The following is a 12222-nucleotide window of genomic DNA, read 5'->3' on the forward strand; positions in this document are numbered from 1 at the left end:
TCCACAGGGGCGGGGGGGTGGGGGGCCCCCCCGGGGGGGGGGGGGGGGGCCCCCCGCGCGCCCGCCTCGGGCGTGGGGGGAGGGGATGGCAGCGGGAGATGGTGCTGGAGCCGGCACCGATGTGCGGGAACTGTTACACGATCGTCGTCTCAACCTGTGGGCGCCGGCGATAGGCTGGGAGCCACACCTCTCACGCACCCAACCCACTAGGACTGGAGCACTTATGGACATCGGCGCGATCATCGGGATCCTCGTCGCCCTCGGCGTTGTCATCGTCATCCTCATCGTCGTGGCAGCCCTGCTGTTCGGCGGCTTGCGCTCGAGCATCTTCTTCACCGTGCACACGCAGGAGAACGTCATCGTCGAGCGCTTCGGCAAATTCAAGAAGGTCGCCAAGCCCGGCCTCAACACCAAGGTCCCGTTCATCGAGACGACGACCAAGCCGATCTCGCTACGCGTCCAGCAGCTGGAGGTCAACATCGAGACGAAGACGAAGGACAACGTCTTCGTCATGGTGCCGGTGGCCGTGCAGTACCTCGTGAGCGAGGACAAGGTCGTCGACGCCTACTACCGGCTGGCCAATCCCGAAGAGCAGATCCGCTCCTACGTCTTCGACACCGTCCGATCGGCCCTGTCGACTCTGACTCTGGACTCGGCGTTCGAGTCCAAGGACGACATCGCCACCAGTGTCGAGCACCGGCTGTCGGCGCAGATGGCCGGCTACGGCTTCCGTATCGTCAACACGCTGGTCACCGACATCTCCCCGGATCAGCGGGTGCGCGATTCGATGAACTCGATCAACGCCGCCCAGCGCGACCGCGTGGCCGCCCAGGCTCTCGCCGAGGCCGACAAGATCAAGCGCGTCACCCAGGCCGAGGCCGAGGCCGAGTCCAAGCGCCTGCAGGGTGAGGGTGTCGCCGGACAGCGCAAGGCGATCGCCACCGGTATCGCCGAGCAGTACGAGATGCTGCGCCGCGCCGGCATCGAATCGACCGCCGAGCAGCTGCTGCTCATGACCCAGTACTTCGACACGATGCAGGATGTCGCCCGCAACGGCCGCTCGAATGTGCTCATGCTGCCGAGCAACCCCGGTGCGCTCGGCGACCTCACGACCGAGATCCGCAATGCGCTGCTGACCTCGCATGAGTCCGAGCGGGCGATCTCCGACTCCGACAGCGACTCCCGCCAGGAGCGCCTTGAGGCCCAGCGCCGTGAGCGCGAAGAGGCCGACCGTGCCCGCCGCGCTCGCGAGCAGTCCGCCCAGCAGCAGGCGCGCCGGGCCGCCGACCAGGCTCGCCAGCAGCAGCGCCGCGACTTCCCTGAGCCGCCGGACTTCATGCCCGGCATGTGAGGCTGAGGCTCACGCTCCACGCACCACAGCACGCCCCGACTGGCAGCCGCCAGGCGGGGCGTGAGTGGATTCAGGGGTCGCGCTGATGATCGCCTTTTTGCGGGCGTTGCCGTGGATGCCGGCAGAACGTGCTCGGTAATCCTCCGGTGAAGCGCCGCCGGTGCGCGAGACCGAGTGAAGCTCGGGACTCTTGGCGTGTGCGCGTAATCGATTTCGTTCGCGCTATTGTGAGTAGAGCTTCCATGGTCTAAAATTGAGGTGTGGAGCATCGACGCTGAGTTGATTGAGCCATGGGTAGCTTCGTTGGACGAAGATTCACGTGCTCAGCTGTTCGCAGCAATCGAAGTGCTGCAAGCAGCCGGTCCGCAGCTCGGCCGGCCGCTCGTTGACACAGTGACTGCATCGCGGCATCGGAATATGAAGGAGCTGAGGCCTGGTTCGTCGGGCCGTTCGGAGTTGCGGGTGCTTTTCGCCTTTGATCCGGAGAGGCGGGTGATCATGCTCGTTGTTGGTGACAAAGCCAGGAACTGGGCTCGCTGGTACAAGGTGAATATCCCGGTGGCCGACGATCTATTCGATGAGCACGTACGACGATTGCGGGGGAGTGATTGAAGTGGCATTGAGTTATGAAGAGCTGAAGGCGAAGCATCCCGTGGATCGGGCGGCGGTCGAGGCGCACAAAGCCCGCATGCTCGCCGAAGTCCGTGCCTACCGGTTGCGTGAGCTTCGTGAGCAGGCCGGACTGACACAGGCTCAGCTTGCCGAGCGCATCGGCGTTGGTCAGCGGCAGGTGTCAAAGATCGAATCCGGTGATTTGGACCGCGCGAAGGTCGGAACGGTCCGCCGCTACCTCGAAGCGGTAGGCGGGAGTCTGGCAGTCGAATACGTCATCGGCGATCAGCGAGTTCAGGTGGCGTAACTGAGAGTTGGGGTATCCCCAGAACGTGGTGACTATTCGGACTCGAGCGTCGTTGCGCCGGACCAACGACGGTGTCACCCGGTGCCGAGCTGAGCCTCACCCTCTGAACGCCGTGACGTCAGGCTTGTGGGTCAGATCTGCGCCGCTGTGCACGGCAGAGTCGCCCGCTTGTGCCGTTTCGTCCTACCGAGGCGTACACTTGGACATCGTCCGCGCCGAGGTGCGCCCTCGTGGCAGTCGGACACACCCCACCATCTGAGACGAAAGGCACGCGGCACCCCCGTGAGCACACAGCACCAGGACACCACCGCCTCGGGCGCGGCAGGCGGATTCTTCGGAACCGGCGGCACCCTCGACCGCTTCTTCCACATCACCGAGCGCGGCTCGACGATCGGCTGCGAGATCCGCGGCGGCTTCGCGACCTTCTTCGCGATGAGCTACATCGTCGTGCTCAACCCGCTCATCATCGGCGCCTCGATGGACTCCACCGGCCACTTCCTCGGCGGCGGCACCGAACCGAACCTGCCGGCCGTGGCCGCGGCGACCTCGCTCGTCTCGGGTATTCTCACGATCCTCATGGGCGTCGTCGGCAACTTCCCGATGGCCGTGTCCTCCTCGCTGGGGCTGTCAGCCTTCCTCACCTACGGCATCGTCGTGCTGCCGGGCATGACCTGGGCTGATGCGATGGGCCTGGTCGTCATCGAAGGCGTCATCCTCCTCATCCTTGTGCTCACCGGCTTCCGCGCGGCGATCTTCAACGCCGTACCCGGCCAGCTCAAGACCGCCATCAGCGTGGGCATCGGCCTGTTCATCGCGCTCATCGGCATGATGAACGCAGGCTTCCTCTCCAAGGGCGAGGGCGCGGCTCTCGAGCTGGGCACCGGCGGATTCCTCTTCGGGTGGCCGGTCCTCATCTTCCTCATCGCGCTGCTGGGCCTGTTCGTCATGTGGTCAGCCCGCGTGCGCGGGGCGATCCTCTACTCGATCCTCGGGGCGACTGCGCTCGCCCTCATCGTCGAGGCGATCGTCGGCATCGGCCCGAAGACCGGCGCCGACGGCGAGATCGCCAACCCCTACGGCTGGGGTCTGACCGTCCCGACGCTCAACCAGGAATGGCTGAGTCTGCCCGACCTGTCGCTGCTCGGCAGCTTCAACCTGCTCGGCTCCTGGCAGCACATCGGCATCGTCGCCGCCTCACTGGCGGTGTTCACACTCCTGCTGGCGAACTTCTTCGACCTGCTCGGCACCATGGTCGCGATCTCGAAGGAAGGCGACATCGTCGACGCCGACGGCGAGATCCCCAACTCCAAGCGGGTCATGGTCGCTGACGCCTTCGGTGCGATCGGCGGCGGACTGGGCTCGATGTCGTCGAACTCCGGGTTCATCGAGTCGACCGTCGGCGTCGGCGAGGGCGCGCGCACCGGCCTGGCCAACGTCATGGCAGGCCTCATGTTCCTGCTCACCATCGTCGCCGCGCCGCTGGCCGCCGTCATCCCGACCGAGGCGGCCGCCCCGACGCTCGTGCTCGTCGGCTTCCTCATGATGCAGCAGGTGCTGCGCATCGACTGGGCCGACGTCGAGATCGCGATCCCGGCATTCATGACCGTCGTCCTCATGCCGTTCTCGTACTCGATCACCAACGGCATCGGCGCCGGCTTCATCAGCTACGTCGTCATCAAGGTGCTGCGCGGCAAGGCCCGCGAGGTCCACCCGCTCATGTTCGTCACCGCGGCGCTGTTCGTCGTCTACTTCGTCTCCGGGCCGATCCAGAACGCCCTCGGCAGCTGAGGTCGGCCGGCGGCAGTCGCGGTGGCGGCGCGAGTTGCGCCGGCCGGTCAGTCGAGGATCACGCGCCTGAGCACTGCCAGCCGCTCCTGCGGGTCGGCCGGGATCTGGCCGGCGAGGTCGTCGCCGGCCGCCAGCGCTCGGCACCACCGCATGACGAAGGCGTTCTTGCCCACCGGCACCCCGAGTGTGTTGCCGATGCGCACGATCTCCCCGCCCAGGTAGTCCGTCTCGATCGAACCGGTGCCGCGGGCCAGCGACTGCCAGGACGACGAGGCGAACTCCTCGACACCGTCGACTTCGCCGATCTGGATCCGGTCCTCGATGTCGAAGGCCTTCGGACTCGAGCCGACGTGGTCGATCCGGGCTGCGGCGTAGACGGCCTTCGCCTCGGCCTTGAGCGCATCGTTGAGCTCGCCGTATTCGATCCCGGGCCCGAGGATCGAGTCGAGCCCATTGGCCAGATTCGTCAGAAGCTTGCCCCAGATATGCGGCCACAGCTCATCGGCACTGCCGAGCGCCTCGGCGGCGAACCCGGCCGTGCCCGCATCGGTCACGAACTGCCGGGCGGTGGCCACCGCCTCGGGATCGGCCGTGACGGGACCGGCGAAATAGGCGCCGTGATCCGGCTGCATGCGCGTGATGACCTCGCCGGGGGAGAGGAACAGTGCCGGCATCCACACGGTCGCGGCGACCACGGTGCGGAAGTGCCGGGGTGCCTGCCGGGCGGCCTCGGTGCCGTTGAGCAGCAGGACGATCGGCAGCAGCTCACCGGCGGTGCCGATGACCGTGCCCGAGGCGCCGGTGACCGGGCGATCGGCCCACTGCGGCAGGGCGGTGAGCGCCTGGTTCGTCTTCGTCGCCAGCACGAGCACGTCACCGGTGCGCAGCTCGACCTCTTCAGGGGAGCGGGCGAGCTCGGGGCGGGCGGTGATGGTGCCCGACGGGGTGCGCATCGCAAGGCCGCCGGCGGCGATGGCGTCGGCGTGCTCGCCGCGGGCGATGACGGTGATGGACAGGCCGGCGTCGCTGCCGGCCGCTGCGAGGGTGCCGCCGATCGCGCCGGCCCCGATGATGACGTACCTGTTCATGCGTCCACGCTACCAAGGCCGGCGACACGGGGTTGAGGGGAAAGTTAGAAAAGAGATTCATGGTTCCGGTCCCGGATTCCATGAATGACTTTTCTAACTTTCGCCGGCGGATGCTTCGAGGGAAGAGTTTGTGGAGCTGTTCATATGTGGAGGCTCTGAAAATATGAATAGCTCTACAAACTTTCGCCTCGACCGCCGGTGCCTAGGTCACCGGTGCGCTCCAGCCGTTCCCGTTAGGCTGGAGAGAGGCCTGCTGAACCAGCGCCACTGCTGAACCAGCGCCACTGCAGCACCACCGCCGCACCGCCCGCACAGCCGTGAAGGAGCCCCATGTATCAGCCCGTCGCCGTTCCGCCGCGCCGCACCGTCGCCCTGACCGGAGCCCGGCTGCTGCCGATCGCCGACGCTGAGGGCAACCCGACACCTGAGATCGCCTCCGGCACGATCGTCCTCGACGAGGGCACCATCACCGCCATCGGCCCCGACGCCGAGGTCGAGGTGCCCGCCGGTGCCGAGGTCATCGACGCCTCGGGCACGGTCATCGCCCCCGGCTTCGTCGAAAGCCACGCCCACATGGGCGTCCACGAGGACGGTGAGGGCGGCGAGAGCAACGACGTCAACGAGATGACCGACCCCGACGGTTCGGCCCTGCGCGCCCTCGACGCGATCAACCCCGCTGACGTCGGCTTCAAGGACGCGCTGCGCGGCGGCGTCACCACCGCCGTCGTCAAGCCCGGCTCCGGCAACCCGATCGGCGGGCGGACCGCGGCACTCAAGACCTGGGGGCGGGTCGTCGACGAGATGCTCATCAGCCAGGACATCTCGGTCAAGTCGGCGATGGGCGAGAATCCCAAGCGCATCTACGGCGAGCGCAAGCAGACCCCGGCCACCCGCCTCGGGGTCGCGAAGGTCCAGCGCGAGGCCTTCGTCAAGGCACGCAACTACATCGCCAACCGGGCGGCCGCCGCCGAGGTGGGGGTCCCCTTCGATCGGGACCTGGGCCTGGAGACGCTGGCCGATGTGCTGACCGGTGACCTCGTGTGGGATCAGCACTGCCACCGCGCCGACGACATCGCCACCGCGATCCGGCTGGCCGAGGAGTTCGGCTACCGGCTCATCATCAACCACGGCACCGAAGGCCACCTCATCGCCGACTACATCGCAGAGAAGGGCCTCGACGTCATCGTCGGCCCGCTCATGACCTCCCGGTCGAAGGTCGAGCTGCGCCACCGCACACTGGCGACCCCGGCAGCGTATGCCAAGGCCGGGGTGCGGTTCGCGCTCACGACCGACCACCCGGTGGTGCCGATCTTCTTCTTCGTCGACCAGGCCCGGTTCGCCGTGCGCGAGGGACTCGACCCGGAGGTTGCGCTGCAGGCGATGACGATCCACCCGGCGGCGATCCTCGGTCTCGATGACCGTGTCGGATCCTTAGCGGTGGGCCGCGACGCTGATATCGTGCAGTGGAGCGCCCATCCGCTCGACTTCGATGCGCGTGTCACCAGCGTCTACGTGTCCGGCCGGCACGTGTACACGCACGATTTCGCCAGCGGTGAGGCATTCGTGGCCGACCCGTTCGGCCCCACCCGGATCCACGAGCCGTGAGCACCGACCGTTCGTCCAGCGGCAGTTCACGTGAGCATCAGATCCATCAGGTAGAACCGAGATCAGACACAGTGTGACGGACAAGAAGGACCAGTGGCAGAAGACAGCGATCGCCCACCGCGCCGGCGCCTGCTGCGCCCGCGCATCCGCAGCAACGGATCACGTGCCGCGGCAGGCGATGGCGCACGCCACAACTCCCACGAGAGCGAAGCCGCGCGGCGAGCCGGAGCCGAACGGCAGACCGGAACGAGCGATCTCGGCGCGGATGCCAGCCAGCCGCTGAACACCAACGAGTACACCGGATCGACCGCCGGCGCCGCACTGCGCACCACCGGCGGGATCCCGCAAGAGACCGTCGCCGAGGCCACGGAGAAGGCCCAGACCGCCCGGCGGCGCGGGCACAAACAGCTCAAGACCCGCGCTCCGCGCGGCAGGAACGGCAGGCGTGCCGGCTCGGCATCTGCTGCCAGCCCGGCCACCGCCTCGGGAACGGCCACGACTCCGGCGACCTCACGCCTGGAGCAGGACCCGGTCGACCCGTCCGAGGCGCTCACCCCGCCGGTCGCCCGCGGCGCCGACGGCAGCTACGGCACGGGTCGGTCGTCCTCCACCCAGCGGTTCCGCCGCAACGGCAGCTCCCGCGGCATCGTCGAGAAGACCAACGCCGCCGGCTCCTCGTCGAAGCGGATGGCCGAACGGCTCGCCCGCAAGGCCGTCGGGCAGATCACCGGCGATTCGATGCCGGCGACCGATCCGATCCCGATCGTCGCCACCCTTAAGGGCACCCCGTATCAGGCGCCGGTGCAGAGCCAGGCGAAGGGCGAGGAGGAAGCCCGCAAGATCATGGAGCTGGCCGTCGACATCGGCTGGATCATGCTGCGCGCCGGCGCCCCGACTGCCGACGTCGAGGTCTCCGTCATCGCCACCTGCACCGCGCTCGGCCTGCCGACCGTCGAAGTCGACCTGACCTCGAACTCGCTCAATGTGCACTACTCCGACCCTGAGGGCCGGCTGCTCAACGTCATGCGCGTCAGCCGCGAGGAGTCGATCCACTACTCGAAGCTCGCCTCCGTCCACAAGCTCGTGACCGACATCGTCGACGGCAAGGTCGAATACCTCGAAGCCAGCGAGCGGATCGACGCGATCCGCCAGCAGCGCCGGCCGTTTGCCGGCTGGTTCGTCGCCCTGGCCTGGGGCATGCTCGTGACCTGCTTCGTGCTGCTGCTCGGCGGCTCGGCAGTCTCAGCGGTCATCGGCTTCGGCATGGCGATCATCATCGACCGCTTCGGTGCGCTGCTCGCCCGCTTCGACGTGCCCCCGTTCTTCACCGCGATGGGCCAATCGACGTTTGCGACCGTGCTGGCAATGGCGGCCTGGACATTCGGGTTCATCGCTGCTCCGCAGTACCTCGTGGCCGCCGGCATTGTGCTGCTGCTGCCGACTGCCGGCCTCATCGCCGCGGTGCAGGACTCGCTGACGAACTTCCCGCTCACTGCCTCGGCCAAGGCCGTCACCGTCGGCACCACGCTGGCCGGCATCGTCTCCGGCATCGCCCTGGGCATCATGGTCGGTCGGGCGATCGGGCTCTCACCCATCGAGGTGATCGTCACCTCCGGCGGAGTCGAGGCGCTGACCACCATCATCTCGCTCATCGCCGCGATCCTTGTCGGCATGTGCGGGGCGATCGGCATGCAGGCCGCCAAGCGTCAGATCCTCATCGCCGGTCTCATCGGCGGCGTCGGCTTCGTCATCTACGTCGGCTGCACGCTGCTGGGTCTGGGCAATGTCGTCACCTGCTTCATCGCCGCCACCGTCGTCGGGCTCATCGTCCGGCCGGTGGCGCTGCACCGCGGTGCGCCGCCGATCGTGCTGCTGCTGCCGGGCATCTTCCCGCTGCTGCAGGGCCTGTCGATCTTCTCGGCTGCCTACCAGATCGTCCAGCCGCAGGACGCGATCCCACTGTCGATGGGCTTGTCCTCGCTGTTCACCGCCGTGACGGCCAACGCCGCGATCGCTGTGGGCGCGGTCTTTGGTGACTTCCTCGCTCGCCCGATCCACCAGCGAGTCAAGGACCGTCGTGAGAAGTCCGATGCCGTCGCCGACGCGACCGCCGGCGCCCACCCGACGTCGACCTCGGGCACGGGGCAGGTCTCCAGCTGAAGCAGCCGGCGCCTCCCGGCTGCTTAGGGCAGCTGCCAGTCGATCGGCTCGCCGCCGCGCTCAGCCAGCAGCGCATTCGCCCGGCTGAACGGCCTCGAGCCGAAGAACCCGCGCGAAGCGCTCAGCGGCGACGGGTGCGGGGACGCGACGATCGGCACATCGCCCAGCCGCGGTGCCAGGGATTGCGCGTCCCGGCCCCACAGGATCGCCACGAGCGGCCCGCCGCCGGCGGTGAGCACCTCGATCGCCCGATCGGTGACCGCCTCCCAGCCCTTGTTGCGGTGCGAGGCCGGGGAACCGGGAGCGACCGTCAGCACCCGGTTGAGCAGCATGACCCCCTGCTCCTGCCAGGGGCGTAAGTCCCCGCTGCTCGGGACCGGGGCACCGAGATCGGCCTGAAGCTCTTTGAAGATGTTCGTCAGCGAACGCGGCAGCGGGCGGACGTCCGGGGCGACAGCGAAGGACAGCCCCATCGGATGCCCGGGCGTGGGATACGGATCCTGACCGACGATGAGCACCCGCACCCCGGACAGCGGTTCGCGGAAGGCGCGGAACACATCGTCACCGGCCGGCAGATACTGCCGGCCAGCAGCCAGCTCAGCGCGCAGGAAGTCGCCCATCGCGGTGATCTGCCCAGCCACCGGGGCCATCGCCTCAGCCCAGTCCGGGGCCATGATCTTCTCAAGACTCATACCGCCATCGTAGCCAGCAGCGACCTCCGCAGACCCCGGCGTGACCGGCAACACAGACGAGCGCTATGCTCAACACAGCGCGTACAACCGCATCGATCCGAAAGGACTCCAATGTCGACGATCGCATGGATCGGGCTGGGCCACATGGGCCTGCCGATGACGAAGAACCTCCTGAGAGCCGGGCACGCTGTGCGCGGCTTCGACCTCTCCGAACCGGCCATGCACGCCGCCGCCGAGGCGGGGGTCACCACGTGTGCTTCGGCTGCCGAGGCGCTTGAAGGCGCCGAGGTCGTGTTCACGATGCTGCCCAAGGGCGAGCACTCGCTGGCAGCCTACGGCGGCGACGAGGGCATCTTCGCCACGGCCGCACCCGGCACCCTGCTCATCGACTCCTCGACGATCGACGTCGCCAGCTGCCAGCAGCTGCACGACCAGGCCAAGGAAGCGGGCTTCGAGTTCGTCGACGCGCCGGTCTCCGGCGGCATCGCCGGTGCCGAGAAGGGCACCCTGGCGTTCATGGTCGGCGGCGAAGAGGCGGCAGTCGAGAAGGCGCGCACGTTCATCGAGCCGATGGCCGGCAACGTCATCGCCACCGGTGCTCCGACGACCGGGCAGGCGGCGAAGATCTGCAACAACCTCATGCTCTTCATCAACATGGTCTCCACCTCCGAGGCCGCGGTGCTCGCCGACCGCCTCGGACTCGACCACTCGGTGTTCTACTCGATCGCGAAGGTCTCCTCCGGTGACTCGTGGCCGCTGCGCACCTGGTACCCGTACCCCGGCGTCGTCGAGACCTCTCCGGCCAACGACGACTTCGCCCCGACCTTCACCGCCGACCTGGCGCTCAAGGACATCAACCTGGCGCTCGCCGCAGGTGAGGACACCGACACCGACCTGACACTCGGCACGATCGTCAAGGGCATGCTCCAGCAGGTCTCGGATGCCGGATCCGGCGGCAAGGACTGCTCGATTGTCAAGAAACTGGTTGACGGCTCCTTCGATGCCTGAGGTTGAGGCTCCTTCGATGCCTGAGCTGGATGCTGCCGCAGCGTGCACACCGCTTTGAACTCCCGCCCCTCACACTGAGGGCCCCTGTTGTGAAAGGACCACACGATGTCAGATTTCCCGCAGCCCACTGACTGGCACATGCTCATCGGCGGCGAATGGGTCGACGCCCTCGACGGGTCGCGCGCCGATGTCATCACCCCCATCGACCGCAACGTCGTCATCGCCCACGTGCCCAACGGCAAGGCCGAGGACGCCGACCGCGCCGTCAAGGCTGCTCGCGCAGCCTTCCCGGCCTGGTCGGGCCTGCACTTCAAGGAGCGTCAGAAGATGCTGACGAAGTGCGCTGATGCCCTGGAGGCCAACATCGACGAGCTCGCCGAGCTCACCGCGCTCGACACCGGCAACGCCAAGCGCACTCAGGCCCGTCCCGAGGCGACGATGCTCTCGGAAATCTTCCGCTACTTCGGTGGTGTCGCCGGCGAGGTCAAGGGCAATACGCTTCCCGCCGGTGAGCAGCAGCTCAACTACACGAAGCGCGTGCCGCTCGGCGTGGTCGCCGGCATCTTGCCGTGGAACTCGCCGCTCATGATCGCCGGCTTCAAGACCCCGGCCGCACTGGCCGCCGGCAACACGATCGTGCTCAAGTGCGCTGAGGACGCACCGCTGACGATCCTGAAGATGGCCGAGATCTGCTCGGAGTTCCTGCCCGACGGCGTCCTCAACGTCGTCACCGGCAAGGGCTCGGTCATCGGCGAGGCCCTCGTCCAGCACCCGGATGTCGACAAGGTCTCCTTCACCGGCTCGACCTCGGTTGGCCGCCACGTCGCCGAGGCGGCTGCCAGCCGCCTGGCGCACTCCTCGATGGAGCTCGGCGGCAAGAGCCCGAACATCATCTTCCCGGATGCGGACCTCGAAGCCGCACTCGATCAGGTGCTGCTCGCCACCCGTTTCGCTCGCCAGGGCCAGTCGTGCACGATGGGTTCGCGCCTGTTCCTGCACGCCGACATCTACGATGACTTCCTCAGCAAGCTCGTCGAGAAGGTCAAGGGACTCAAGGTCGGCGACCCGCGCGATGAGGCCTCCGACATCGGCTGCGTCATCAACCAGAAGCAGTACGACCTCGTCCAGGAGTACATCGACCACGGCAAGGCCGAAGACGGCGTCGAGGTCGCCTACGACGGCCATGACAGCCTCGAGGTCGGCGAACCGGGCTTCTACCACGCCCCGGTGATCTTCGCGCAGGCGAAGAACGACTGGAAGACCTCCCAGGAGGAGATCTTCGGACCCGTCCTGTCTGTCATCCGGTTCTCCACCGAAGACGAGGTCGTCGAGATGGCCAACGACTCCGACTACGGCCTGGCCGCCTACGTCTTCACCGGCGACCTCGGCCGCGGACTGCGGATGGCCGACCGGATCCAGTCCGGCTGGGTGCAGGTCAACCAGGGCGGCCCGCAGGTCGTCGGCCAGGCCTACGGCGGCTTCAAGACCTCCGGCATCGGCCGTGAGCTCTCCCTGGAGGGCATGCTCGAAGGCTTCACCCAGATCAAGCAGGTCAACGTCAAGATCAGCTGACCCGCCCAGCAGACCCGCGGCTGACCCGCCCGCGGGTCC

General features: G+C 67.5%; 10 protein-coding genes. 8 read left to right on the forward strand and 2 right to left on the reverse strand.

The window, feature by feature from the left end:
- Nucleotides 1–223: 223 nt before the first annotated feature.
- The 4 genes from M3C25_RS12290 (at nucleotide 224) to M3C25_RS12305 (ending at nucleotide 4058) form a co-directional block, all read left to right on the forward strand.
- Nucleotides 224–1351: an SPFH domain-containing protein gene (locus M3C25_RS12290; RefSeq protein WP_102161970.1), complete on the forward strand. Its 1128-nt coding sequence runs from the start codon at nucleotides 224–226 to the stop codon at nucleotides 1349–1351.
- 258 nt (nucleotides 1352–1609) lie between these two features.
- Nucleotides 1610–1963, forward strand: a complete 354-nt coding sequence (locus M3C25_RS12295; protein ID WP_259856986.1) for a type II toxin-antitoxin system RelE/ParE family toxin — start codon at nucleotides 1610–1612, stop codon at nucleotides 1961–1963.
- Nucleotides 1929–2270, forward strand: a complete 342-nt coding sequence (locus tag M3C25_RS12300) for a helix-turn-helix domain-containing protein (RefSeq protein WP_259856990.1) — start codon at nucleotides 1929–1931, stop codon at nucleotides 2268–2270. Before M3C25_RS12295 ends, M3C25_RS12300 begins: the two co-directional genes overlap by 35 nt.
- 282 nt (nucleotides 2271–2552) lie before the next feature.
- Nucleotides 2553–4058 carry an NCS2 family permease gene (locus tag M3C25_RS12305; protein WP_259797131.1) on the forward strand — a complete coding sequence of 502 codons (1506 nt, stop codon included), beginning with the start codon at nucleotides 2553–2555 and terminating at the stop codon, nucleotides 4056–4058.
- A gap of 47 nt (nucleotides 4059–4105) precedes the next feature.
- Here M3C25_RS12305 and M3C25_RS12310 read toward each other — a convergent pair whose 3' ends face one another.
- Entirely contained in the window at nucleotides 4106–5146 is a 1041-nt protein-coding gene (locus M3C25_RS12310) for a ketopantoate reductase family protein (RefSeq protein ID WP_259856997.1), read from the reverse strand.
- Between the two features lie 330 nt (nucleotides 5147–5476).
- Here M3C25_RS12310 and M3C25_RS12315 point away from each other — a divergent pair, with 330 nt between their 5' ends.
- Nucleotides 5477–6751 (forward strand): amidohydrolase, encoded by a 1275-nt coding sequence (locus tag M3C25_RS12315; protein ID WP_259856998.1) that lies wholly within the window; start codon nucleotides 5477–5479, stop codon nucleotides 6749–6751.
- A 93-nt stretch (nucleotides 6752–6844) separates the two neighbouring features.
- A complete protein-coding gene (locus M3C25_RS12320) occupies nucleotides 6845–8911 on the forward strand; it encodes a threonine/serine exporter family protein (RefSeq protein ID WP_259857000.1) in 2067 nt (688 codons plus the stop codon).
- A 23-nt stretch (nucleotides 8912–8934) separates the two neighbouring features.
- Here M3C25_RS12320 and M3C25_RS12325 read toward each other — a convergent pair whose 3' ends face one another.
- A complete protein-coding gene (locus tag M3C25_RS12325; RefSeq protein WP_259857002.1) occupies nucleotides 8935–9603 on the reverse strand; it encodes a uracil-DNA glycosylase in 669 nt (222 codons plus the stop codon).
- 111 nt (nucleotides 9604–9714) lie between these two features.
- Here M3C25_RS12325 and mmsB point away from each other — a divergent pair, with 111 nt between their 5' ends.
- Together mmsB and M3C25_RS12335 are read left to right on the forward strand one after the other, a co-directional pair.
- Nucleotides 9715–10611, forward strand: coding sequence for a 3-hydroxyisobutyrate dehydrogenase (gene mmsB / locus M3C25_RS12330; RefSeq protein WP_259857009.1), 897 nt, complete (start codon nucleotides 9715–9717; stop codon nucleotides 10609–10611).
- A gap of 105 nt (nucleotides 10612–10716) precedes the next feature.
- Nucleotides 10717–12183 carry an aldehyde dehydrogenase family protein gene (locus M3C25_RS12335; protein WP_102161962.1) on the forward strand — a complete coding sequence of 489 codons (1467 nt, stop codon included), beginning with the start codon at nucleotides 10717–10719 and terminating at the stop codon, nucleotides 12181–12183.
- Nucleotides 12184–12222 lie beyond the last annotated feature (39 nt).

The sequence above is a fragment of the Brevibacterium luteolum genome (assembly GCF_025147615.1).
Taxonomy (GTDB): domain Bacteria; phylum Actinomycetota; class Actinomycetes; order Actinomycetales; family Brevibacteriaceae; genus Brevibacterium; species Brevibacterium luteolum.

Bases quoted from the DNA above. Each gene is read 5' to 3' on its own strand.
- M3C25_RS12315 (WP_259856998.1), top strand. From the start codon at position 5,477: ATGTATCAGCCCGTCGCCGTTCCGCCGCGCCGCACCGTCGCCCTGACC.
- M3C25_RS12290 (WP_102161970.1), top strand. From the start codon at position 224: ATGGACATCGGCGCGATCATCGGGATCCTCGTCGCCCTCGGCGTTGTC.
- M3C25_RS12335 (WP_102161962.1), top strand. From the start codon at position 10,717: ATGTCAGATTTCCCGCAGCCCACTGACTGGCACATGCTCATCGGCGGC.
- M3C25_RS12310 (WP_259856997.1), bottom strand. From the start codon at position 5,146: ATGAACAGGTACGTCATCATCGGGGCCGGCGCGATCGGCGGCACCCTC.
- mmsB (WP_259857009.1), top strand. From the start codon at position 9,715: ATGTCGACGATCGCATGGATCGGGCTGGGCCACATGGGCCTGCCGATG.
- M3C25_RS12325 (WP_259857002.1), bottom strand. From the start codon at position 9,603: ATGAGTCTTGAGAAGATCATGGCCCCGGACTGGGCTGAGGCGATGGCC.
- M3C25_RS12300 (WP_259856990.1), top strand. From the start codon at position 1,929: ATGAGCACGTACGACGATTGCGGGGGAGTGATTGAAGTGGCATTGAGT.